Here is a 23,039-nt window from a genome sequence, read left to right as displayed (position 1 = left end):
GGTTTAGCCGGTCTGCTGCTCGGCGATCAATTCCCGTATCTGTTCACCCGTACAGCCAAAGCGACGCTCGCGGGCCACGAAGGAGGCAACTGCCTCACTGAACTCGGCCTCGTTGAAGTCAGGCCACAATACCGGGGTAAAATAGAGCTCGGCATAAGCGAGCTGCCATAACACAAAGTTGCTGATGCGATGATCACCACCGGTACGGATCAACAGGTCCACCGGCGGTAAATCGGCCATGCAAACCTCACGGGTCAACATGGACTCATCAATATCATCGGCAGCCAGTTCACCGGCTGCCACGGCCTTGGCAAGCCGGCGGGCCGCTTGAGCGATATCCCACTGGCCGCCATAGTTGGCCGCAATATTCAGGGTCAAGCCCTTGTTATTGGCGGTCAGGGCCTCCGCCTTGGCGATTTTGGCCTGCAACCGCTCACTAAAGCGAGCAGTATCACCAATCACCTTGAGCCGGATCCCGTTGTTGTGCAGTTTCTGCACTTCCCGGCTCAATACCGTGATGAACAGCTCCATCAAGGCACTCACTTCCCCCGCCGGACGACGCCAGTTTTCGCTGGAGAAGGCAAACAGGGTCAGCGCATCTATTTTGGCCCGCGCGGCAAAGGTGACGGCCTCGCGCACCGACTTGACACCCGCCTTGTGGCCATAAACCCGCATCTTGCCACGGTTTTGGGCCCAGCGGCCGTTACCGTCCATGATGATGGCCACGTGACGGGGCAAAGACGAGTTGGCACAATCACCCAACGCAGCCAAAAGTGACATGTAATTCTCCTACAAAGACAAAAGCGCCGTGCAGGGGCACTACACGGCGCTCGTAATATACCTTTCGAAGGCTTAGATTTCCATTAGCTCCTTCTCCTTTACGGCAAGGGCCTCATCGACCAGCTTGACGTAGGAGTCGGTCAGCTTCTGGATCTCTTCCTGGGCACGACGGTCGTCATCCTCGGAGATCTCTTTGTCTTTCAGCAGCGCTTTCAGATCAGCGTTGGCATCACGACGGATGTTGCGCACCGCAACACGGGCATTTTCTGCTTCGCCACGAACGATCTTGGTCAGGTCGCGACGACGCTCTTCAGTCAGAGCAGGCAAAGGAACGCGCAGGGTCTGGCCATTGCTGGACGGGTTCAGGCCCAGATCAGAGGTCAGGATTGCCTTCTCTATCGCCTGGATCATCGAGCGGTCAAAAATGGAGATGGAGAGGGTGCGAGCATCTTCCGCAACCACGTTGGCCAACTGCTTCAGCGGAGTGGCAGAACCGTAGTACTCAACCTGAATACCATCCAGCAAGCTTGGATGAGCGCGGCCAGTGCGGATCTTGGACATCTGGGTCTTGAGCGACTCTACGCTCTTGCCCATACGGTCCTTGGCATCGTTTTTAATCTCGTTGATCACAGTGATTTTCCTTTTGGCGAACGAGCCGTCACACGGCTCGTGTCTATCTTATTTACTGACGTGATGGATAGGATAAGAGCGCCTGGTGGCTTGCCGTTATCTTACTTACCAACGTGGTGGATCAGCGTGCCTTCCGGCTCACCCATGATAACCCGGCGCAACGCACCCGGTTTGTTCATGTTGAACACCCGGATCGGTAAATTGTGGTCACGCGCCAGGGTAAACGCAGCAAGATCCATTACCTTGAGCTCTTTTTCAAGAACTTCATCATAACCCAGTTCATGATACAGCACGGCATCCGGATTCTTAACCGGATCCTCGTTGTATACACCATCGACCTTGGTAGCTTTCAGCACCACGTCAGCTTCGATCTCGATACCACGCAGGCAAGCCGCAGAATCGGTGGTAAAGAAGGGGTTGCCAGTACCGGCAGAGAAGATCACCACTTTGCCGGCGCGCAGCTGGCTGATAGCCTCGGCCCAGCTATAGGAATCACAGACGCCCTGCAGGGAGATGGCCGACATCAGACGGGCATTCACATAAGCACGATGCAGGGCATCACGCATGGCCAGACCGTTCATCACGGTAGCCAGCATACCCATGTGGTCGCCCACCACGCGGTTCATGCCCGCTTTGGCAAGACCGGCACCACGGAACAGGTTGCCACCACCGATGACCAGACCGACCTGAACACCCAACTCAACCAGTTCCTTGATCTCTTGGGCCATCCGCTCCAGCACCGCTGGATCAATGCCAAAACCCTCGGATCCTTGCAGGGCTTCACCACTCAACTTCAGAAGAACACGTCTGTATGCAGGCTTGGGATTGGTACTCATGTCACTGATTCCTGGTCATATAAAGACCGCGACATAAGTCGCGGTCTGGGGAAACGGAAAAACCGGTTCGATTAAGCCTTCTGAGCGGCCGCGACTTGAGCTGCAACTTCAGCAGCGAAATCGTTCTCTTGCTTCTCGATGCCTTCGCCCACTTCGAAACGGGTGAAGGAGACAACGTCAGCGCCTTCTTTCTTCAGCAGCTCGGCAACGGTCATGGAAGGATCCTTCACGAACGGCTGACCAGTCAGGGAAACCTCACCGGTAAACTTCTTCATGCGGCCTTCAACCATCTTCTCGGCGATCTCTTTCGGCTTGCCAGAGTTGATGGCGATGTCGATCTGAATTTCGCGCTCTTTGGCAACGACGTCAGCAGACACGTCTTCAGGCTTGACGAACTGTGGGCTGTTGGCAGCAACGTGCATGGCCAGATCTTTGGCCAGCTCGCTGGAACCACCGGTCAGCTTGGTGATAACACCAATGCGGGAACCGTGAACATAGGTACCCAGGTTGTCACCTTCAACCAGCATCACGCGACGCAGGTTCATGTTCTCACCGATCTTGGCGATCAGGTTGGTAACGGTCAGCTCGACGGATTCGCCGTTACCGAAGTCAGCAGCTTTCAGCGCATCGATGCAAGAAATTTTCTGAGTTGCAGCGATATCAGCGATCTTCTGGCCCATTGCCATGAAGCTGGCATCTTTGGCGACGAAGTCGGTTTCGCTGTTCAGCTCGATCATGGCAGCGATGTTGCCTTCGGTACGGGCAAAAATAACACCTTCAGCAGCGATACGACCGGCTTTCTTGGCGGCTTTGGCCTGACCAGATTTACGCATGTTTTCGATTGCCAGCTCGATGTCGCCATTGGCTTCAGTCAGTGCCTTTTTGCAATCCATCATGCCAGCGGCAGTGCGCTCGCGCAGTTCTTTTACCAGGGCGGCGGTAACGATAGACATTCCAGTTTCCTCGGTCTTCAATTGACAAGAAACAGGGGCCACAAGGGCCCCTGCTAACCAATTTACATCAGCTTGGTTAATAAGGGCTTTACAGTCCTTATCACTTACTGAGCTTCAACGAAGCCATCTTGTTCAGCTTGAACAACGATGTCCTGCTCGCGAGCTTCCAGTACGGTGTCAGCAGCAGCATTCAGATACAGCTGTACGGCACGGATAGCGTCGTCGTTACCCGGGATGACATAATCAACGCCGTCCGGGTTGGAGTTGGTATCAACGATGGAAACGACCGGGATACCCAGGTTGTTGGCTTCTTTGATAGCGATGTGCTCGTGGTCGGCATCGACAACGAACAGAACGTCAGGCAGGCCACCCATGTTCTTGATACCACCCAGGCTCTTCTCCAGCTTTTCCATTTCGCGAGTACGCATCAGCGCCTCTTTCTTGGTCAGCTTTTCGAAGGTACCGTCCTGGCTCTGGATTTCCAGATCTTTCAGGCGCTTGATAGACTGACGAACGGTTTTCCAGTTAGTCAGCATACCGCCCAACCAGCGGTGGTTTACATAGAACTGGTCGCAACGCTCAGCGGAATCTTTGACGGCTTCAGCGGCGGCACGCTTGGTACCAACGAACAGTACCTTGCCTTTCTTGGCAGCTACGGAGCTGATGAAGTTCATGGCATCGTCAAACAACGGAACGGTTTTTTCCAGGTTGATGATGTGAACCTTGCTGCGGGCACCGAAGATGTAGGATTTCATTTTCGGGTTCCAGTAACGAGTCTGGTGACCGAAGTGAACGCCGGCTTGCAGCATGTCGCGCATAGAAACTTTAGCCATTTTATACCTCTGTATTGGGGTTAGGCCTCCACACATCCCATATAACCGACCCGTTAAGGCACCCCGGTATATGTGTCGATGTGTGTGTGTTATTGATTAAGGGTGATGAAATGCGGACGCAAGTTCCCCATTCCGGCGCGCTTTATACCATAACTTTGCTCGAGACACCACCAAGTGACCACCAAAACAGGTGTAAAAATGGATCCCGCCCGAACAGGCTGCGGTGCTGATTTGACGTTGTGATGACAATCACACTGGAAGTACGCGGGGGTTGCGGATAAAATTTTGCCCTGATTGCAAACGCATCTATTTTTCATTACCTGTCCTGTCTGCCGTGTTCGGCACCAGCGGCAGGCCGCAAGAGAGATCCCATGTCCATTAAAATCAAGACACCGGAAGAGATTGAAAAGATGCGCGTTGCCGGCCAATTGGCCGCCGATGTGCTGGTCATGATTGCGCCCCATGTCAAAGCTGGCGTCACCACTGACGAACTGAACACCATTTGCCACGACTATATGGTTGACGTGCAGCAGGCGGTTCCGGCCCCGCTCAACTACCACGGCTTCCCCAAATCCATCTGCACCTCGGTCAATGATGTGATCTGTCACGGCATTCCGAACCACAAAAAATTGCGTGATGGCGACATCATCAACCTGGATATCACTGTCATCAAAGATGGCTACCACGGTGATACCTCGGCCATGTTTGTGGTGGGCGAGACCACCCCGCTACGCAACAAACTGTGCAAGGTCGCACAGGAGAGTCTGTACGCTGCCATCAAGAAGGTGCGTCCGGGTGCCTGCATCACCGAGCTGGGTGCAGTGATCCAGCCTATCGTCGAGCAGGCTGGTTTCTCGGTGGTACGTGACTATTGTGGCCACGGCATCGGTAGCGATTTCCATGAAGAGCCGCAGATCCTGCACTACCGCAACAGCGGCAAGCTGGAGCTGAAAGCGGGCATGTGCTTCACCATCGAGCCTATGGTCAACAGCAAGAAGTATCACTGCAAGGTCAATCCGAAGGATGGCTGGACCGTGACCACCAAGGATGGCGGCGACTCCGCCCAGTGGGAGCACACCCTGCTGGTGACCGAGGATGGCTGCGAGGTGCTCACCCTGCGCCCCGATGACACTATCGACCGCATCATCAAACACAGCTAACATCGAACCCCGGCCCTGACATCCCAAAGCGCCGGGGTTTTTACTTCTGTTTCAGCCATTTGCCTGCCACTTGCGTGTGAGATGCCATGGACGCCAGCCTGCTTTCCCCCCATTTGTTGCCCGATGATCAGCTCACCCGCGACAACTGCAAAGAGTATCTCAGCCGCTTTCTCGTTTGGTTGCACGCCCGTTTCGATGCCGGTGACAATATTATCGAGCTGGTCGCTACCCGCTCCGAATATATGGATCAGCTGCTCATTCGGCTGTGGCAAAAGTTCGGCTTCGACAAGAGCGAGCTGACCCTGATTGCGGTGGGGGGCTATGGCCGCGGTGAGCTGCACCCCCACTCCGACATCGACCTGCTGCTGCTCTATGAAGAAGAGGAGCTGGACGAGGTGCTGGGCTTGCGGATCGGCGAGTTCATCACCTTACTGTGGGATCTCAAGCTGGAGGTGGGTCAGGCCGTGCGCAACGTGGCCGAGTGCCTTGAACAGGGCCGCGCCGACATCACGGTGGCCACCAACCTGATCGAGGCCCGTTACATTACCGGCCGTAAAGAGGGTTTTTTGCAGCTCAAGCAGGCGACCAAACCCCAGCACTTCTGGCCGAGCGAAGCTTTTTTTCGCGCCAAGCGCCAGGAGCAGGCGGAGCGTCATCGGCAATTTCTCGGCACCGCCTACAAGCTGGAACCCGATTTAAAGAGCAATCCGGGCGGCCTGCGGGACATTCAGACCCTGGCCTGGGTCGCCCGCCGCCACTTTGGCGCCACCACCTTGTTCGAGATGACCAGCCACGGCTTTCTCAACCGGGCCGAGTATCGCGAGCTGCTCGACTGCCAGAATTTCCTGTGGAAGGTGCGCTTTGCACTGCACATGGCCATCAACAAGGGAGATAACCGCCTGCTGTTCGATCGCCAGCGCACCGTGGCCCAGATGCTGGGGTTCGAGGGGGACGGCAACAGCCCGGTCGAGCAGATGATGAAGCGCTTCTACCAGACGGTGCGGCGGGTTTCCGAGCTCAACGAGATGCTGCTGCAACTGTTTGACGAGGCGATCCTCGGCAACACCGCTATGGATGTACGCCGCCTCTCTGACGAGTTCCAGATCCGTGGCCGCCTCATCGATGCGGTGGATGCGGAGCTGTTTAGCCGTGAACCGGCCGCCATCTTGCGCCTCTTCTACCAGATGGCACAGCATCCCGAGATAGCGGGTATTCACTCGGCCACCTTGCGCCAGCTGCGCGAGGCGCGGCGCAAGCTCAACAACTGGCTACAGGATTTGCCTGATTGCCGCCGCCTGTTTATGGCGCTGCTGCGCCACCCCAACGGCATCGGCCTGCCGCTCACCCTGATGCACAAATACGGCATCCTCGCCGCCTATCTACCCCAGTGGAACCTGATCGTCGGCCAGATGCAGTTCGACATGTTCCACGCCTACACGGTAGATGAGCACACCCACCGGCTGCTCAAGAACATTAACCAGTTCCCCAATCCGGCCAGTCGCCAGAGCCACCCGCTCTGCCATGAAGTGTTCACCCGGCTGCGCAAACCGGAGCTGCTCAGTATCGCCGCCCTGTTCCACGACATCGCCAAGGGGCGGCGCGGCGATCACTCGGAACTCGGCGCCGTCGATGCTCTGGAGTTCTGCCAGCTGCATGGTCTGGATCGCTACGAGAGTCGACTGGTCGCCTGGCTGGTGCGCCACCATCTGCTGATGTCGGTCACCGCCCAGCGCCGCGATATCTATGACCCCGACGTGGTCACCGATTTTGCCCAGAAGGTGCGCGACGAGCAGCATCTTGACCTGCTCTACTGCCTCACCGTGGCCGATATCTGCGCCACCAACGACACCCTGTGGAACGACTGGAAGGGCACCCTGCTGCGGGAGCTCTACTTCGCGACCCAGAAGGCGCTGCGCCAGGGGCTGGAGAACCCGCCCGACATGCGGCTGCGCATTCGCGAAAACCAGCGTCAGGCCAAGCAATTCATGGCGCAGCGGGATGTACCGGAAGAGGCGATCAACCAGCTCTGGGCTGATTTCAAGGCGGATTACTTCCTGCGTCACAGCCCGGAGCAGATCGCCTGGCACTGCCGCCATATCATCGAGCATGGCGACAACCCGGCGCCGCTGGTGATCATCGGCAAGCACCCGACCCGCGGCGGCAGCGAGGTGTTTATCTACTGCCGCGATACCCCGAATCTGTTTGCCACCGTGGCCTCAGCGCTGGATCAGAAGAACCTCAACATCCACGACGCCCAGATCATGAACTCGCGCAGTAACTTCGTGCTCGATACCTTCGTGGTGCTGGAGCCGAGCGGCGAACCCATCAGCCCCAACCGCACCGCCACCATCAAGAAGGCGCTGGAGAAGGCGCTGCAGGAACCGGGTAAGCTGGTGCTGCGCAACAAGCCGCTGTCACGGCGCCACCGCCAGTTCAGCGTGCCGACCCGGGTGGTCTTCCTGCCTCATAAAGGGGAGAGCCGCCACACCCTGATGGAGCTGACAGCCCTCGATACCCCCGGCCTGCTGGCCCGGATCGGCGCGGTATTCCAGCAGTGCGGGCTGTCGCTACACGCCGCCAAAATCGCCACTTTCGGCGAGCGGGTCGAGGACTTTTTCAGCCTGACCAGCCTCGATGGCGAGCCATTGACCACCGAGCAGCAACAACAACTGGAAGAGCGACTGGTACACCAGCTCAACCCCCAGCAGTCGGTGCTGGATTAAGCGGGCTGTGATTCGAAAGAGGCTGTTTATCGGGCGTTTTTTGCCATGCCAAACAACTGGTTGGCGCACACCGGATGAAGAAATAGCCGCTGGCCGGAAGAATTCCGGTCAACCCCTTAAAAACAGTCGGAAAAGTGTGATACAACAAACAGAATTTTTTAAAGGAAACCTGTCATGACCGAGTTGCAACAGATCATTGAAGCGGCCTTCGAGCGCCGCGACACCATTACTCCGGGCTCCGTGGATAGCGCCACCAAGTCCGCCATCCTGCAAGCCATCGACCTGCTGGACTCCGGCAAGGCGCGGGTTGCCGAGAAGATCGCCGGTGAGTGGGTTGTCCATCAGTGGTTGAAGAAAGCGGTACTGCTCTACTTCCGCATCAACGACAACGGCATCATCAAGGGCGACGATGCCCAGTACTACGACAAGGTTCCCCTCAAGTTCTCCAACTACACCGCCGAGCAGTTCAAGGAAGCTGGTGTGCGCGTGGTGCCGCCGGCAACGGCCCGCAAAGGCTCCTTTATCGCCCCCAATACCGTGCTAATGCCCTCCTACGTCAACATCGGCGCCTTCGTTGATGAAGGCACCATGGTCGATACCTGGGCCACCGTCGGCTCTTGCGCCCAGATCGGTAAAAACGTCCACCTCTCCGGCGGCGTCGGCATCGGCGGCGTACTGGAGCCGCTGCAGGCCAACCCGACCATCATCGAAGACAACTGCTTTATCGGTGCCCGCTCCGAAGTGGTTGAAGGGGTGATCGTCGAGGAAGGTTCCGTCATCTCCATGGGCGTCTTCATCGGCCAGTCCACCCGCATCTATGACCGTGAAACCGGCGAGATCCACTACGGCCGCGTACCGGCTGGCTCAGTAGTCGTCTCCGGCTCCCTGCCCTCCAAGTGCGGCAAGTACAGCCTGTACGCTGCGGTGATCGTCAAGAAGGTCGATGCCAAGACTCGCGCCAAAGTCGGCATCAACGCTCTGCTGCGCTCCATCGACGAGTAATCAGCATTGCTTGATGAAAAGGGCGCCTGATGGCGCCCTTTTGATTTTGGCGCCCCTGTCACAGGCAAGCCATGAGGCTTCGGTTAAGATAGATGGGACAGGATCGTTTCAAACCGAGGAAGCCCGATGTACGAGAATCTGAAGAGCCTGGGGATCCAGGAGCCCACCTCCGTCGACAGCTACACCCTGCGCCAGGAGGCCAACCACGACATCCTCAAGATCTACTTCAAGAAGCAGAAAGGGGAGTTCTTCGCCAAGAGTGTCAAATTCAAGTACCCCCGTCAGCGCAAAACCATGCTGGTCGACTCCGGTACCCATGAGTACAAGGATGTCACCGAGATCAATGCCAACCTCAAGTATGTGGTGGATGAGCTGGATAACCTGACTCAAGGCGTCCATCAGCAGGCCGATCCGGATATCAAACAGAAGATCCTGCGCGATCTGCGCCATCTGGAAAAAGTGGTACAGAACAAGATCAAAGATATTGAGCGGGATCTGGAGAAACTCTAACCCCTGCCCCACGATTATCCGAGCGCCACTCTGGCGCTCTTTTTATTGGCGGGCACCTTCATTGGCAGACTCGGCCTTTGCACACTCACGACCAACAGGATAAACCAGCTACAATCGGCCTGTACCAGCCCCCCAGAATCATAAGGTCAGTTGTTGGCACGCCAATCCTTGCCTCTGTGCAGATCGAACAGCGCCAAGTAGGTGGGCGGCAGAAATAGCAAGAGGGAGGCTTTCGCCTCCCTCTTCAAACACGCAGATATTTAGGCAACAGGATTAGTTGCTCTTAATCCAGATGTCCATATCGGTTTTCAGGTTGTCGGACTTGGTACCGAAGATGGCTTGTACGCCGGAACCAGACACGACCACACCGGCAGCTCCCAGTTTCTTCAGACCAGCCTGGTCAACCTTGGCAACATCGTTCACGCCAACACGCAGACGGGTGATGCAAGCATCCAGAGAAGCGATGTTCTCTTTACCACCGAAGGCGGCAACCAGTGCAGCAGACAACTCGTCTTTGCTTTGGCTAACGGTCTCTTCAGCAGTTTCGTCTTCACGACCCGGGGTTTTCAGGTTCATGGCACGGATAACGAAGCTGAAGACTACGTAGTAGATGGCAGCGTAAACCAGACCCAGACCTACCAGCAGCAGCATGTTGTCGGCACGTGGAGATTGCACCACGAAGTCGATGAAGCCGTTGGAGAAGGTGTGACCATGTACCACGCCCAGGGAGTTGGTCAGCACATAGGCCAGACCAGCCAGTACAGCGTGGATTGCGTACAGTACCGGAGCAATGAACAGGAAGGAGAATTCAATCGGCTCGGTGATACCGGTCAGGAAAGAGGTCAGGGCGGCAGAGGCCATGATACCAACGATCTTGGCGCGGTTTTCCGGCTTGGCAGCGTGAGCGATAGCAAACGCAGCAGCAGGCAGACCGAACATCTTGAACAGGTAGCCACCAGCCAGCTGACCAAAACCGTTACCGGCAGCGCGGGAAGCGTCATCAGCAGTCAGGAAGCAGGTCATGATACCGTGAACAGTTTCACCGGCAGCGTTAACACAGGTACCAGCCTGATAGAAGAAAGGCACGTTCCAGATGTGGTGCAGACCGAACGGGATCAGTGAACGCTCAACTACGCCGTAGATACCGAAAGCCAGTACCGGGTTCTGGTTGGCAGCCCAGTCAGAGAAGGCACCGATGGCAGCGCCAACTGGCGGCCAGATTACCGACAGGATCACACCCAGGCCGATAGAGACGAAACCTGTGATGATGGGTACGGCACGCTTGCCCGCGAAGAAGCCCAGATACTCTGGTAGCTGGATCTTGTAGAAACGGTTGAACGCCCAAGCGGCAACACCACCGGCGAGGATACCGCCCAAGACACCGGTGTCGATCTTGTCAACACCCATCACTGGCGCCATCACAGACAGGGTAGCGGTCATGATACCGTAGCCAACGATGGCTGACAGACCGGAAACACCGTCGTTATTGGTAAAGCCGAGGGCCACACCGACGGCGAACAGCAGGGCCATCTGACCGAATACAGAGCCACCGGCCTGTTCCATCAAATGGGAAACAATTTCTGGCAACCAGCTGAAGTTTGCAGCACCGACGCCGAGCAGAATACCTGCTACTGGCAATACGGATACCGGCAACATCAGCGATTTACCAACCTTTTGCAGATTAGAAAACGCATTTTTCATCATGTGTGTATGCTCCTGAATGGATCGTCTTCCCTGAACGATTTATCTGGATGAGATAGCAATATTTACATCCAAACATCTTCGAGTCGGGTTTGTTTATTTTGACCATCAGAATATAACCCAGCGAGTCGTAAATTGCTGCTTTCGAAGAAGGGGGAATATTGAATTTGGAGGGGAGATCACAACTTGTCTAAAGGCTAAATAACCATAAAATTATAAGTTAAAAACTCTCATGGTTACTCTATTACAAATAAATATAAACTACAGTTTCTGATTGTATTTTACTTAAACCAATTAAATCCTAATGATTCTAAATGTAACCAAATGTAACTGACTGGTTTTATTTATTACAGTCTACCGATTAAAAAGGCCTCCAACAAGGGAGGCCTCTTCAGAAATATATTGTGCTAACAGAGAGCACTGAAACACTATTTTTGCGAGCGTTTTACCGCATCGACAAACACCGTTTTCGCTTTGGTTGAACCGGCCCGCTCGGCCTCGTTAACCAGCTTCATCGCCTTGTCGATATCCCCCGCCTTGACCGCTTTTTCGATCTGGCTCTGATAGAAGGCTTCGGTTTCATTCAGCATGACAGGAGCAGGCTTACTGGCTACCACCACACCGGCAGTTGCTGCCGTGGCAACAGGCACCGTCAGTTTATTTGGGGTAAGGTCAACGATAGGCGCGTTAGCATCGATCGCTTCCTGGTAAACCGGTTTGTAGAAGTTATCGCCCAGCACACTGGCACTCATATCTTCCACATCAATTTTGACGACACCCCATGCGGAGTGCGGGATCAGCGGATCCTTGGCACCATAATCCTGCACGCTCAAAGACTTGGCCATCATCTTGGAAGGGCTCATGGCTTGAGTTGTCTGGCTCAGGGTGGCCTCGGCGGTGTAAATCACCATGTAGGTTTCGTTGTTCGGGTTACCCACGTAGGAACGATCGATGGTAAAGACACCCTCTACCCGATCCCCATCCAGCATGCGTGCTGGTTTGTAAGCGATGATGTCGGCACCAATGGTACGGGTCGGCTTGAACTGGGAATCCAGCAGCAACACGGTTGGGTTAAACAGCGTCTTGTCGATCAGGCCTGCGACCGTAATCTTGAGATCGCCGGAATTGGTCGGCAGCTTGAAGGCGGCGTAATAGCTCTTTCCTTCCGGGAAATTAAACACCGGTGAGCTGCCATCAATGGCGATCACTTTTTTCTGCTCAGCAGCCAACGGCTGATACTGCAACTCATTGATACTACTACAACATACTGTGGCGGAGCCGAGTTGCTGCAGTGCGCTGGCACTACTATCGAGGATGCTCTTGTACTCATGAGCGGGAGCCACCGTTGCCTCAAGAGACGCACATGCCGTCATCAGAGTGGAACACAAAACCGTCAACGCTATCTTGGTATATTTCATCTGCAAGCCCTACGCGCCATCTTGAAAAAAAGAGCCCCCGACAAGCGGGGGCGACTTGGTATCAGGTGCTGGTGAGATTACCACCAAGCTTCCGCTTGTACACCGAAGTTCCAAGCGTCGTCCTGATTCAGACCTCCAACAGTGCTCGGACGGAAGGTGTCATCCTGCTGCACGTAAGAAGCAAAGACGCGAATTTCCGGACGAGCCCAGAAACCGGGGCCAGCAGACCAAGCCTGAGCCAGGGTGTACTTGGTACCATCCGTGCTCTTCTTAGCTGAACCGGTCTTCTCGACGTTATCTTTGTAATAACCCAACTCGACAATTGTCTTCATCACATCGTTCCACTTATACATGGGACGAGCAACGATGGAGAGGGTATCAATATCAGTGGTGTCTTTATCCACACCATTGGACTGGCCGTACACAATCTGGTGACCTAACTCAACCTTTTCACCAATTGGCAGCACACCCCAGTTGATCAAACGGAAACCATTACCACCGTCGCCTTGTTGGCTAGTCCAACCACCTGCACCGTAGTAAACAGCATTGGTGCTGTAACTGTCGGTAAAGTACTGGGCAACAGTCTTGTTGAAACCGCCCAGCATGGATTGAGTCATCTCAGCGGTCAACATCATGCCATCAGAGCTGCTACCAGCAGTTGCTCCAGTAGCCGGGTCAATCACTGCGCCTTTCTGTTCATCGGTATCATTAGCCAAGGCATAATCGATACCCAGCTCCAATGAGGCGTCGGTCCACAGCGGAATACCGGCATAACGGGCATCCAGAATGTTGGTATTTACCTTCCCTTCATCACTGCGAATCCAAGCGAATGAGGCTTTACCTGGACCCACTTCGATGTTTTCTACACCAGCACCTGGACCGGATACGTTCCAATAGTAGAAGTCAGAGATATGGATATCATGACGTTGGTAGTAGCGTTTACCCGCCCACAGGGTCTCATTACCGCCAAACAGGTTCTTAGCTTGAGCATTGAACTGAGCGAGTACAAAGTTCGCATCATCACCTTTAGTCCCTTCCCAACCAGTTTTTTGGTTGGATTGCATAGCAACCATGGAGTCGACATAGAAGGTCTGGTTGTTCTTGCTGTAAACCTCTTGGCCCAGCTGAATTTCACCATAGGTATCGCTCTCATTACCCAGACGACCGACTTTGTTTGAGCTGACATTGGTCTGCATATCACCGTTGTCAGAAACACCGACACCGGAACGGAAGTAACCGTGGAAATCTACGGCAAAGGCGGCTTGGGAAGCCAGGGCGGCAGTAACAGCTGCTGCAATCGGGAGCCACTTCATTTTCATTGTCATATTCCTTATTTCCCGCAGTGAGGAGTGTGATCCTTAATATTTAACTTCTTATCACCACGTAATCCTGTTGGTGATAACCGAGGTCGATTATAGGGAGTGGGGTACACCACAAATATGAGCAGACTCACAAAATGGCGACAAATAGCTCACCATACAAGCAAGGCAACAACAACAAACAAAAAAACATACCACCGCGCAATAAAAACCCTAAAAAAAAGCCTTCAGCGCACAAAAAGGTAAGCTGAAACCGTTGTCAGTCATTAATTCGCGATAGAACATAAGTTGTTATTTTACGATTCAATGACAAAAACATGACTGAGATCGCTTTCAAGATTGAACTTTTATTTAGATGACTAGTCAGCGACAAGCTGGCAAACATTCCTGTGACAGGATGCCGAGTGAGGGGAATATCCCTCTATCAGAGGGGGAAATATACGGGATACAAGACGCAGAGATCGTACAAATAACAATCCCCTGCCGAGTAAAGCTCAGGGGATTGATATGGCTCTATTTCAGAGAATATTCAGGGCTGAATATCCCAGTTTCGCAACCAGCCGAGAGCCACCCGTTCGGGTTCATCGTGCAGGGTGGCATCCAGTTCCAGTGGGGGGATAACCCGCGCGGCCCCCAGTTCCTGCAGCAACCCGTCGAGGTGGCGGCCAGCGCCGCAAAAATGGGTGTAGCTGCTGTCCCCCATGGCAATCAGGGCATACCGCAACCCCTTGAGCCAGGGCGCCTTGTCAGCCAGCTCTGTGGCAAAGGGTTGCAGGTTGGGAGGAATATCCCCCTGCCCTGTGGTGGCACTGATCAGCAATAAAAAACGGCTGGGGTCGATGTCCGTCAGCCGTGCTTCTTCATACAGAGTGCAATGATAGCCCTTGCATTCCAGCTCATCTGCCAGCGTCTCGGCCACCAGCATGGCTGCGCCATAGACACTCCCTACCACGATATCGATCTGTGCCATTTTCTGCTCCCTGCTTTAGTCGCTATCTTGAGCAACTCTATCAGCAAGCTGGCGTCAGATGCCACCCGATAGGGGCGAGTAACAGGAGCTTAGTAATCGCTCTCGCTGGCGGGCCAGCCCAGTTCCGCAAAAAGCTGCAACAGCTGCGGGCCAAGGGGGGCCTGAATACGCATCGGTATCTTGAGCACCGGATGGGTAAAGCTTAAGGTGCGGGCCACCAGCAGCAGTCGCTCACAGCCATACTGCTCGCGATAGAAACGGTTATGCCGCCCATCACCGTGGCTGGTGTCGCCAACAATGGGATGGAACAGGTGAGCCATGTGGCGGCGCAGCTGATGCTTGCGGCCGGTTTTCGGGAACAATTTGACCAAGCTGTAGCGACTGGTAGGGTGCTTTTTGGAGACCGCGTGAGGCAGCTCGACCTGATGCAGGCGGCGGAAGGTGGTGACGGCATCTTGCGCCGGCCGATCGGGGGCGCTCATGGCATCGGCAATTTTATCGAGCTGCTCCTTGAGGGGATAATCGATCACCCCCTGCTCGGGCGCCCAGCCCCGCACCAGCGCCAGATACTCTTTGTGTACCTGACGATGAGTAAACGCCTCGGTCAGGGTTCGCGCCACAGCGGGGCTGAGGGCAAACAGCAGTACCCCGGAGGTGGGGCGATCGAGCCGGTGCACCGGATAGACATGACGACCGCCGATCAGATCCCGGGTCATCTGCATGGCAAAACGGGTCTCCGCCTTGTCGAGCCAGCTGCGGTGCACCAGCAGACCAGAGGGCTTGTTGACCGCCACCAGCCACTCATCCTGATAGAGCAGGGTTAATTTGAGTGATGGCTCTTCCACGACTGGCTCAGCGGTCACGGCTTCAACACTCATTGCTCAGCCACTTTGCCGGACAGCAGCAGATCGAAGCGGGCGATCAGGCGCAGCAGCGCTTCTGCCTCGACCAGATCGTTTTTATAGACTTCGCTGGCCATGGGATAGAGGGAGACGCTGGTCGGTAACGGTGCCTGCAGCATCACCAACTGCTCCATGCGCGGGATCAGCACAAACTGCAGCCACTGGTCAAAGCTCAGGGTATCGACACAAAACGGCAGAGTGCTTGCCAACGCATCGTCAGCGGGATGTTCAGCTTGCCAGCGTTCGAGGCGCTGCAATTCGGCGGTGAGTTCCCCCAACAGGCCGGCTACCAGCAAATATTGATTCATCTCGTACTCATCCTCATTACCACAGAGTGATCCGGTATGGCTGGTAAGATGCCAGCTCAAGCGACGACCTTGGTGGCCAGCTGCCGGTAAAAAAGGGCGCTACTATACACCGCCCCCCGCAGCGCTGCCATGCTGATCTCTGCCGTATCCAGCTACTGCTGCCACTGGCTATCCACGGCAAGGGCCTTATAATCGGCCCGCATCACCCTTAGCTGGATCTCACCATGTCTGCGACGCCAACGCCCATCAATACCCCCATCAATACACTGACCGAATTTTTGACCCAGGCTGGCACCCAGTTCCAGCTGTTTGACATGGGCCGCCAGGTGCGGCCACTGGCAAGCGATACCTTTGTCCGCATCGAACAGCAGCAAGAGCCCTACCCCTGGCCGCTGCAGCAGCACGCCTGGCTTGGCGTGCACTTTTTCCAGCCGAGCGAATCGCGCCACTACCTCTGGTTCCTCAAGTTTGCTCTCGATGAGCGCGGCCTGCTGATGTCAAACGGCCCCAAGCTGTTCATGGATCAGGTGGTGGAAACCCTAGGCTACCAGCTCACCGGCGAGCTGGATGAAGAGAAGGCCCAGCGACTGGCTGACAATCCCTATACCTTCCGCCCGGCGGAGGCCAAGATGGCCAGTCTGCACGCCAAGCTGGCCCGCCAGCTGGAGCAGGCGCCGTCTGCCTATTACGATGCCCTCTGCCACTATCTGGCTGCCCCCAACGACACCGGTTGGCAAGCGCTGGGGCTGCAGGGCTTTGCCGATCTGGCCGAGCGGCTGCATGACGAACGCAATCTGGCGCTGGTCTGCAAAGCGTTGCCCAAACTGCCACAAGAGCCGCTCTATGCCTTGTGCCAGAGCCTCGAAAACGCCCCGCTGCCGCCGGCAGTACAAGGAGCCTTGCTTGAGCGGATCGGCAAGGAGCAGGAGTGCGCCGCCCCCAATCCAGAGACTCTGGCCTATCTGTGCCGCGCCATGGCCTCCTGCCCCGGTAGCACCTTGCGCAGCAACAAACTACTGACTCTGCTGCAAACCCAACCGAGCCCGGCACTGCTGCTCGCCATTGCCGGTCGACTCTGGACCGACCTGAAAGATGCCAATCTGCTCAGCGACTATCTGGAACAGCTGGCGCTGCAACCGACCCAGTTCTTCAATCAGGTTTTTGCCGAGTTGGTCACTTTACCGGCCCTGCGCAATGATATGCTGGCCAGACTGCGCGACCCCGACCGTAGCGATGCGCTGGGCAAGGCCATTGGCCGCCTGTTTGCTTCAGCCTGATCCCCTGGCACCACGGGGAATGGCGGCGGAATAAAAAATAACAAGGAAACCGGGTGTGCCAATCTGGCCTCCCGGTTATCGACATCACGATAAGGAAGCCCGCCTATGGGAGATATGCTCGCCATTTTGTTGCTGATTGCCGTTGCCGGTCTGTTCTGGCTGCAACGCCGTCAGGCTGAATTGGCCTGGCAATATATGCGCCGCTACTGCCAGCATCATGATCTGCAACTGCTGTCGCTGGCCCGCAGCCGTCGTGAGTTGGCGCGCCATCCCCTGCGGCTGCTGACCCACTACCAGTTTGAATTTTCCAGCGATGGCGAGAGCCACTATCAGGGCACTCTCAAGATGCAGGGGCTGCACGTCGTGGGAGTCGATCTACCACCCCATCGCATGCCCTCTGTCTGATCCCCTGTCTCGTCTCTGCGCCAAGGGTGCGCGCCTGACTATAATCTCAGCAATGAGTTAAGGGAGAGACGAGATGGAACCCCTTGTCCACGATCTGCCAGCCCTGTTTGCCCAGCTCGGGATGGCCAACGACGAGTTGAGCCTGCACCGCTTTGTGCACGACCATCACCTCGACAATGAAACCCTGCTGCCGGAGGCGAATTTCTGGAGCGCCGCTCAGGCCAGCTTTCTGCGCGATGCCCTGTGGCACGACTCCGACTGGTGCGAGGCGATCGACCTGCTTGATGTGATGCTGCGCCAGCCCCGCTAAGCCGCCCGCCCCTTTCCTCCCCAGCCGGCTTTGGTTAAGATCCCGCCCCGATATCGCCCTCCCCTTCTCACCCAGAGCATGCTTATGTCCGCCCACGAGATCATCCGAATTGCCAACGAGTTGGCCGCCAAAGGGTTCACCCCCACCACCGCAATGGTCAAAGCGCGCTTAAGCCAGCCGGTGCCGATGGCCGAGTTGCTGAAAGTATTGAGCCAGTGGAAGCAGCAGCCAACCGCGTCTCACGAGCACGAGAGCCTGCCGGAAGTTGCCCCCCAGCCTGCACCTGAGCTCACCCTGCAACAGCTGAGCGAGCAGCTCGCGCGCATCGAACAGAAGGTGGATCGGCTGACCGACCTGCTCATCCAGCAGGGGCAGCGCTGAGCCATGTATATCGTCGAACTCTGCTTTGAGTGCTACCGCGACACCTCCCTTGGCGAGGCCGAACGGGCCATCGTCAACTACCTCGACATGCTGCGCTATCAGGGCCAGATCCTCGGGCGGGAGTTCCCCACCAGCATGCAAGAAGGCTATTTCGTCAGCCGGGTGGTCTGCCCGGAGCAAGATAGCCTGCACCCGGACAACCAGAGCGAGCAGGTCAAACTGGCCGAACAACAGCTCAATCAGGCCGGACTGCTGGCGCCGAAACTGCAGTTGCAGGGGGCTGATTTACTTTCAGACAGTACCGACCCTTGCGGCGAGCTGGGTGAGCGGCCGAGCTGGATGCTGCTCTACACCAGCTTTTTGCACACCTGCTCGCCGCTGCGCTGTGGCGACCACTTCGCCCCCATTCCGCTCTACCAACTGCCCGCCGTCGCCAACGGCGATCAGAAACAGATCATCAAGTGGCACCCTCACACCTAATACCTCAAACCACACCTCTACACATTGCAATCTCAAAAGTTTGGTTGTGTTAAATCTTGAGAAAACTGCGCTGCATCTACAGTGCACTGATTGAATTTCCGAGTAAAAGCATGGGGGTTTGAACCAGTCCTGCGGTATGCACATTGAACCTCATATGTGCACACACCTCAAAAAATGTAACGCTGATCACAAAAGGCACCCTTACACTGTTGAACTCTCAAAATTGAACTACGCTGTATCTATCTGAAAGGTTCACGGTTACGGACGGGTATAGGAATGCGAGTGCACTATGTCGAAGTTGGCGATCTGACTGTTGATGCAACACCTAACTTCTACGTTAACGAAAATGGCGAGAGATGCCTCGAGTGGGCTGCTAATGGAACCACGATACACGACATGGTCTTGCTCTTTGATGCGGAAGGTCGTCCGATTAACGCTGCCAATGAATACCTTATCTACTGCAAAACCGTCGATAAACTCCAAGACATACGTAGTATTGCCAAAGGGCTGATGCACTTTTTCGATATCCTAGATACAGAGAAATTGTCGTGGGACAAGATGCCCAGGCCAAGAAATCAGCGGCCCTTGTATCGCTTCCGCGCATATCTTCAAGCACTACATGATGAAATAGATCCTGAAACTGGCAAGCGTCGACTTGCGAGCACTACAGCAAAAAGCTATCGCGGAGCTGCAATTGGTCTGTATGTATACTGGCAGGGTTATGGCAAATTTGAACGAGACCCATGCCACATCTTTGAGGCAAATATTAGTGATTCTCGGATGCTCGGCCACATCAATAGAAATATTAAAGTTCAAATGACTGATCTCAAAATAGTCGCTCGAGATAAGACGAAAAATACTGCACTCCCAAATCACCTAAGCCCGCTACTAATGGAAACTAGACCTGAATTGCAGGCGTTAAAATCCATAATTAAAAATGGATATGGTTATGTACAGGTCAACGGTAAGTACATTAAAAAAAGCATTTCATCAGAAACAAAATTGGCCGTATTACTTGCTTTGTACACAGGAATGAGGCGTTTAGAAATACTATCATTCAGCAGCTCATTAATATACATGCCACGTCCAGATGAGAATGCTATTTCTATCACGATAGGTCCAGCCATAAGATGCCACACAAAAGGTGGGGAGTCGGGAGAGATAAAAATCCCGTCATGGTTAATGAGATTGCTATTCCAATATATACATAGTCGCAGCTATAAAAATCGTCTTGCAAAATTCATTGAGAAAACCCGAGATCCTCTGGCATTAAAATATCCACCACTTCTCCTCAGTAGTCAAGGTAAGCCATATAGTGGAAATTCACTGAATGCTCGCTGGAGTGAAATTCGAAATGCAATTATAATTGATAACAACCTTCCTAAGTTCGCACATAAATTTCATAACCTGCGTTCCACTTATGCAACCTACCTAACATTTTCACTACTTAATCTAAAATTCCCAGAAAATCACCCATCTCATCCAAATGAGCCGGTATTGACGAGGTCTCAGGTTGAGGCTGAAGTACAAGCTCGCATGCGACATTCATCCCCTCAAACGACCACATTATATGTAAAGTTTTGGGATGAACATCATCTTGAGAGAGAAGCTGACCGTATATATCAAGAAGAGCTAGACAATATTTATGGTGACGATGAAGCTATTGGCATGTGGAATGAGACTGTGTTTATGAAGGTAGGGCTGAAGGGGGAAGCATGGCCAAAATAAAACGAGCGACTCTGAGTAAAGCAGTGCCCTTGCCGACTACAGAGGCCGAAAACGTACTTCCCATTGACTATACTGAACTTACCTTATGGGTGAAACACTTCCAATATAGAGAGGAAAAACTAACCCCGATCTATGTTTACAGGATGCTTTTTGATAGTGTTCCACCAGTAAAGTCAGTCGAAAAGCACAGCCTCCATAATGAGCGCCTTTCTCTGGTAAAAAGCGTTTATGAGTGGGTGAAAGACATTAGTAAAAACAATGGAACTACTGCAAAAACAAAATTTGATACAATACTGTTCTTTATTCGATTTTGTGATGAAAACAAACTTATTGTAGAAATAACAGAGCAAACCATTGACGCCTACGCATTGCATATCAGAGAGAAATTACGACTAAATCCTAGTTCAGCTGAAGCATGCAGAGCGGCGGCTGACTCTTTGTCTTATTTTCTTGCTTGGAGTGGATATGACGATCTTGCCAAACTGCTACCTAAAGTAGTCAGAAGCGATACTAGCTTAACAAAAACTCAGGCTTATTCTGATGATGAGCTAAGAGGCGTAGCAAGCGATCTTTTTTGTGTTTTTAACGTTCTGGTTAGCCGACTAAAAACAGGGGAGCCAACTAACTGTCCGTTCAATAAATCTAAACGACATTGGGATTCATCAGCAAGTAATACAACCGCTTGGTACAACAAGCTGACAGCGACAGCATTCTTTATAACTTCTAAATTTGTTGGTGACAACAATAGCCCCCTATTAAACATACGTATAAGCGATGTAATTGAAAAAGATTTTAAATTCGACAAAACTATAAATTGCTATATTTTGACGACCAAAAAAGGTAGGCAAGGTGGGCAAAGCAATGAATGGGCGCTTGGTTTTACAGCAAGAGGAAGAGACTTTTTTATAGAGTACCTGAATTGTCTTAAAATTTTTAACTTACCTGATGATGCTTACCTATTTCCATGTTTTACTAATGAAAAGTATCGGGGCTCACTATCTCAGCCCGACTTAAGTACATATGCATCATGGTTTTCCAAACACAGCATTCATGGGATTCGCCCAATAGTAGGAAGGTTTCGCCAGACCAAGTCAGATGGCATTATGACAAGAACAAACTCAATTGATCATGTTGCCAAGGGTTTGAATAACAGCAAGATCACAGTTTTAAAAAACTATATGAAAGGAAGCACTCAAAACAACAGGAACTGCTTAGGTAGTGCAGCAGAAGCAATTGAGTTGATTGCTAGAGGAAACTCTATCGACTATGCAAGAAAAATTGTTGGCGACAAGTATAAAAAACCCAGAAGAATAGTAGAAATCATAGCTACAGAACAAATTGAACCTACACAGACCAGTGTTGGCACTCGCTGCAAGCAACCGTTCGGAGAAAAATCAAAACGATTGATGAGAGAATTAAAAAGTAAAAATATATTACATGAGGACGAGTCTATTGCATGTTTTAAATTTCTCGATTGCTTTTGGTGCGAAAATCAAGTTTTGGTTGCAGAATCAGACGACATCTGGTGCCTACTCAGTTTCCGTGCAGCTTTGCGAGAAGCACTTCTTAGGCCGAATATAAATCATCAGTTGCCAGTAGAAAAAGTTATGCAAGTAATCGCTAAATGTAACCTGATACTTCTCGATATTAAGCAAGACTACTCAGACGTGTATGCAGAGGCAGAAATAAAATACCATAATATTTCACATCCGCTCTGGGGAGATGAAGAATCAGCCGCAGACTTATATCAGATATGGGGAGGAGTATAAACATGCAACCATTATTCAGGCTCGGCAGTACCATCCCTGGTGGCCCAACTCCCCAGTTCATGCAGTTAGCAATCGATAATGATGATCTATCACAACTGAAAGATATAGTAGTGAGCTATGATGTTGATGGTAATCCAAAAAGTTTTCTAACTGATGATGAATGGGATTTCAGCGCCTATTTTCACGTAAAGTCAACGAACAATCTCCGCTCCATTTTAAGATGGAATGAAATTCCTGACCATTTTTGCTTAGCAGTCAAACGTTTGATCTACAGACATTTATTTGAAACCCGCCGAACAGATATATCTGGCATGAGTGGACTTTATTCAATATGTAGACATTGGGTTAATCTTGCACAACTTTGCCAAAAAAAAGAAATCCCAAGTCTTGCCTCACTAAGCCAACCAGAAATGCAGGGGAAGCTACTAGAAGCCATTAAGGAAAGACAAATTTCAAGCGATGTAGTCGAGAAATACCTCTCGGCCATAAATCTAGCAGACCAATATGGATTCATCCGCTTCAAAATAAAAAACAAGAGAAAAATAGCAAAACTTTATGTGACCCTACAAAGGGAAATAAACAAACCCTTGCAATCCCCCAAGCATTAGCTGTAACAATTTATAGACATGCCATAAATTGCCTTG

Annotated in this window: 22 protein-coding genes and 1 pseudogene; 12 read left to right on the top strand and 11 right to left on the bottom strand. The window is 53.1% G+C overall.

Annotation, left to right across the window (positions count from 1 at the left end; translation table 11 throughout):
• Nucleotides 1-3: 3 nt before the first annotated feature.
• The 5 genes from uppS to rpsB form a co-directional block, all read right to left on the bottom strand.
• Nucleotides 4-780 carry a polyprenyl diphosphate synthase gene (uppS, locus tag BN1135_RS07455; RefSeq protein WP_042020074.1) on the bottom strand — a complete coding sequence of 259 codons (777 nt, stop codon included), beginning with the start codon at nt 778-780 and terminating at the stop codon, nt 4-6.
• 72 nt (nt 781-852) lie between these two features.
• The gene (frr, locus tag BN1135_RS07450) at nt 853-1,410 is read right to left on the bottom strand and encodes a ribosome recycling factor (protein WP_042020072.1); all 558 of its coding nucleotides are present in this window, start codon (nt 1,408-1,410) and stop codon (nt 853-855) included.
• Nucleotides 1,411-1,511: 101 nt separating this feature from the next.
• Complete coding sequence (gene pyrH, locus BN1135_RS07445; RefSeq protein ID WP_042020071.1) at nt 1,512-2,246, bottom strand: UMP kinase; 735 nt, start codon at nt 2,244-2,246, stop codon at nt 1,512-1,514.
• A gap of 71 nt (nt 2,247-2,317) precedes the next feature.
• Nucleotides 2,318-3,199, bottom strand: a complete 882-nt coding sequence (gene tsf, locus BN1135_RS07440) for a translation elongation factor Ts (RefSeq protein ID WP_042020070.1) — start codon at nt 3,197-3,199, stop codon at nt 2,318-2,320.
• 104 nt (nt 3,200-3,303) lie between these two features.
• The gene (rpsB, locus tag BN1135_RS07435) at nt 3,304-4,032 is read right to left on the bottom strand and encodes a 30S ribosomal protein S2 (protein WP_042020069.1); all 729 of its coding nucleotides are present in this window, start codon (nt 4,030-4,032) and stop codon (nt 3,304-3,306) included.
• Nucleotides 4,033-4,403: 371 nt separating this feature from the next.
• Here rpsB and map point away from each other — a divergent pair, with 371 nt between their 5' ends.
• The 4 genes from map to BN1135_RS07415 all read left to right on the top strand — a co-directional run bounded on the left by map (nt 4,404) and on the right by BN1135_RS07415 (nt 9,427).
• Nucleotides 4,404-5,192 (top strand): type I methionyl aminopeptidase, encoded by a 789-nt coding sequence (gene map / locus BN1135_RS07430; protein ID WP_042020066.1) that lies wholly within the window; start codon nt 4,404-4,406, stop codon nt 5,190-5,192.
• Between the two features lie 86 nt (nt 5,193-5,278).
• Complete coding sequence (gene glnD / locus BN1135_RS07425) at nt 5,279-7,915, top strand: bifunctional uridylyltransferase/uridylyl-removing protein GlnD (RefSeq protein ID WP_042020065.1); 2,637 nt, start codon at nt 5,279-5,281, stop codon at nt 7,913-7,915.
• Nucleotides 7,916-8,089: 174 nt separating this feature from the next.
• The gene (gene dapD, locus BN1135_RS07420) at nt 8,090-8,917 is read left to right on the top strand and encodes a 2,3,4,5-tetrahydropyridine-2,6-dicarboxylate N-succinyltransferase (protein WP_005338581.1); all 828 of its coding nucleotides are present in this window, start codon (nt 8,090-8,092) and stop codon (nt 8,915-8,917) included.
• Nucleotides 8,918-9,043: 126 nt separating this feature from the next.
• Nucleotides 9,044-9,427: a DUF3461 family protein gene (locus BN1135_RS07415; RefSeq protein WP_042020063.1), complete on the top strand. Its 384-nt coding sequence runs from the start codon at nt 9,044-9,046 to the stop codon at nt 9,425-9,427.
• Between the two features lie 273 nt (nt 9,428-9,700).
• Here BN1135_RS07415 and ptsG read toward each other — a convergent pair whose 3' ends face one another.
• The 6 genes from ptsG to BN1135_RS07385 all read right to left on the bottom strand — a co-directional run bounded on the left by ptsG (nt 9,701) and on the right by BN1135_RS07385 (nt 16,045).
• Nucleotides 9,701-11,131, bottom strand: coding sequence for a PTS glucose transporter subunit IIBC (gene ptsG, locus BN1135_RS07410; protein WP_042020061.1), 1,431 nt, complete (start codon nt 11,129-11,131; stop codon nt 9,701-9,703).
• Nucleotides 11,132-11,556: 425 nt separating this feature from the next.
• On the bottom strand, nt 11,557-12,471 hold the full coding sequence (locus BN1135_RS07405) for a MalM family protein (RefSeq protein ID WP_223290106.1): 915 nt from the start codon (nt 12,469-12,471) through the stop codon (nt 11,557-11,559).
• Between the two features lie 152 nt (nt 12,472-12,623).
• On the bottom strand, nt 12,624-13,865 hold the full coding sequence (locus BN1135_RS07400) for a maltoporin (RefSeq protein ID WP_042020059.1): 1,242 nt from the start codon (nt 13,863-13,865) through the stop codon (nt 12,624-12,626).
• Nucleotides 13,866-14,394: 529 nt separating this feature from the next.
• Entirely contained in the window at nt 14,395-14,835 is a 441-nt protein-coding gene (locus BN1135_RS07395) for a flavodoxin (protein ID WP_042020058.1), read from the bottom strand.
• A gap of 89 nt (nt 14,836-14,924) precedes the next feature.
• Nucleotides 14,925-15,713 (bottom strand): tRNA pseudouridine(65) synthase TruC, encoded by a 789-nt coding sequence (gene truC, locus BN1135_RS07390; RefSeq protein WP_042020056.1) that lies wholly within the window; start codon nt 15,711-15,713, stop codon nt 14,925-14,927.
• Nucleotides 15,710-16,045 (bottom strand): YqcC family protein, encoded by a 336-nt coding sequence (locus BN1135_RS07385; protein WP_042020055.1) that lies wholly within the window; start codon nt 16,043-16,045, stop codon nt 15,710-15,712. Before BN1135_RS07385 ends, truC begins: the two co-directional genes overlap by 4 nt.
• A 224-nt stretch (nt 16,046-16,269) precedes the next feature.
• On the opposite strand from BN1135_RS07385, the gene BN1135_RS07380 reads away from it, so the two are divergent.
• The 8 genes and pseudogenes from BN1135_RS07380 (at nt 16,270) to BN1135_RS22395 (ending at nt 23,003) form a co-directional block, all read left to right on the top strand.
• On the top strand, nt 16,270-17,322 hold the full coding sequence (locus BN1135_RS07380; RefSeq protein WP_042020054.1) for a DUF3549 family protein: 1,053 nt from the start codon (nt 16,270-16,272) through the stop codon (nt 17,320-17,322).
• 105 nt (nt 17,323-17,427) lie between these two features.
• Nucleotides 17,428-17,727 carry a DUF3301 domain-containing protein gene (locus BN1135_RS07375; protein WP_042020053.1) on the top strand — a complete coding sequence of 100 codons (300 nt, stop codon included), beginning with the start codon at nt 17,428-17,430 and terminating at the stop codon, nt 17,725-17,727.
• A 73-nt stretch (nt 17,728-17,800) separates the two neighbouring features.
• Nucleotides 17,801-18,037 carry a DUF2789 family protein gene (locus tag BN1135_RS07370; protein WP_042020051.1) on the top strand — a complete coding sequence of 79 codons (237 nt, stop codon included), beginning with the start codon at nt 17,801-17,803 and terminating at the stop codon, nt 18,035-18,037.
• A gap of 84 nt (nt 18,038-18,121) precedes the next feature.
• On the top strand, nt 18,122-18,418 hold the full coding sequence (locus tag BN1135_RS07365; RefSeq protein WP_042020049.1) for a hypothetical protein: 297 nt from the start codon (nt 18,122-18,124) through the stop codon (nt 18,416-18,418).
• Nucleotides 18,419-18,421: 3 nt separating this feature from the next.
• Nucleotides 18,422-18,883: pseudogene (locus tag BN1135_RS07360) on the top strand (DUF2310 family Zn-ribbon-containing protein); the annotation flags it as partial.
• A 297-nt stretch (nt 18,884-19,180) separates the two neighbouring features.
• Nucleotides 19,181-20,626: a site-specific integrase gene (locus BN1135_RS07355; RefSeq protein ID WP_213391063.1), complete on the top strand. Its 1,446-nt coding sequence runs from the start codon at nt 19,181-19,183 to the stop codon at nt 20,624-20,626.
• A complete protein-coding gene (locus tag BN1135_RS21485) occupies nt 20,614-22,395 on the top strand; it encodes a hypothetical protein (RefSeq protein ID WP_082186751.1) in 1,782 nt (593 codons plus the stop codon). The genes BN1135_RS07355 and BN1135_RS21485 overlap by 13 nt, the downstream gene beginning before the upstream one ends.
• 2 nt (nt 22,396-22,397) lie before the next feature.
• The gene (locus tag BN1135_RS22395) at nt 22,398-23,003 is read left to right on the top strand and encodes a hypothetical protein (RefSeq protein ID WP_213391062.1); all 606 of its coding nucleotides are present in this window, start codon (nt 22,398-22,400) and stop codon (nt 23,001-23,003) included.
• The last annotated feature ends 36 nt before the right edge of the window (nt 23,004-23,039 follow it).

The sequence above is a fragment of the Aeromonas sobria genome, assembly GCF_000820145.1.
Lineage (GTDB): Bacteria > Pseudomonadota > Gammaproteobacteria > Enterobacterales > Aeromonadaceae > Aeromonas > Aeromonas sobria.
The sequence above is the reverse complement of the archived record's forward strand: the minus strand, read 5'-3'. Positions and strand labels throughout refer to the sequence as shown.

Excerpts from the sequence above, each read along its gene's own strand:
- uppS (WP_042020074.1), bottom strand. The coding sequence starts at position 780 with ATGTCACTTTTGGCTGCGTTGGGTGATTGTGCCAACTCGTCTTTGCCC.
- pyrH (WP_042020071.1), bottom strand. The coding sequence starts at position 2,246 with ATGAGTACCAATCCCAAGCCTGCATACAGACGTGTTCTTCTGAAGTTG.
- tsf (WP_042020070.1), bottom strand. The coding sequence starts at position 3,199 with ATGTCTATCGTTACCGCCGCCCTGGTAAAAGAACTGCGCGAGCGCACT.
- rpsB (WP_042020069.1), bottom strand. The coding sequence starts at position 4,032 with ATGGCTAAAGTTTCTATGCGCGACATGCTGCAAGCCGGCGTTCACTTC.
- map (WP_042020066.1), top strand. The coding sequence starts at position 4,404 with ATGTCCATTAAAATCAAGACACCGGAAGAGATTGAAAAGATGCGCGTT.
- glnD (WP_042020065.1), top strand. The coding sequence starts at position 5,279 with ATGGACGCCAGCCTGCTTTCCCCCCATTTGTTGCCCGATGATCAGCTC.
- dapD (WP_005338581.1), top strand. The coding sequence starts at position 8,090 with ATGACCGAGTTGCAACAGATCATTGAAGCGGCCTTCGAGCGCCGCGAC.
- BN1135_RS07415 (WP_042020063.1), top strand. The coding sequence starts at position 9,044 with ATGTACGAGAATCTGAAGAGCCTGGGGATCCAGGAGCCCACCTCCGTC.
- ptsG (WP_042020061.1), bottom strand. The coding sequence starts at position 11,131 with ATGATGAAAAATGCGTTTTCTAATCTGCAAAAGGTTGGTAAATCGCTG.
- BN1135_RS07400 (WP_042020059.1), bottom strand. The coding sequence starts at position 13,865 with ATGAAAATGAAGTGGCTCCCGATTGCAGCAGCTGTTACTGCCGCCCTG.
- BN1135_RS07395 (WP_042020058.1), bottom strand. The coding sequence starts at position 14,835 with ATGGCACAGATCGATATCGTGGTAGGGAGTGTCTATGGCGCAGCCATG.
- truC (WP_042020056.1), bottom strand. The coding sequence starts at position 15,713 with ATGAGTGTTGAAGCCGTGACCGCTGAGCCAGTCGTGGAAGAGCCATCA.
- BN1135_RS07385 (WP_042020055.1), bottom strand. The coding sequence starts at position 16,045 with ATGAATCAATATTTGCTGGTAGCCGGCCTGTTGGGGGAACTCACCGCC.
- BN1135_RS07380 (WP_042020054.1), top strand. The coding sequence starts at position 16,270 with ATGTCTGCGACGCCAACGCCCATCAATACCCCCATCAATACACTGACC.
- BN1135_RS07375 (WP_042020053.1), top strand. The coding sequence starts at position 17,428 with ATGGGAGATATGCTCGCCATTTTGTTGCTGATTGCCGTTGCCGGTCTG.
- BN1135_RS07370 (WP_042020051.1), top strand. The coding sequence starts at position 17,801 with ATGGAACCCCTTGTCCACGATCTGCCAGCCCTGTTTGCCCAGCTCGGG.
- BN1135_RS07365 (WP_042020049.1), top strand. The coding sequence starts at position 18,122 with ATGTCCGCCCACGAGATCATCCGAATTGCCAACGAGTTGGCCGCCAAA.
- BN1135_RS21485 (WP_082186751.1), top strand. The coding sequence starts at position 20,614 with ATGGCCAAAATAAAACGAGCGACTCTGAGTAAAGCAGTGCCCTTGCCG.
- BN1135_RS22395 (WP_213391062.1), top strand. The coding sequence starts at position 22,398 with ATGCAACCATTATTCAGGCTCGGCAGTACCATCCCTGGTGGCCCAACT.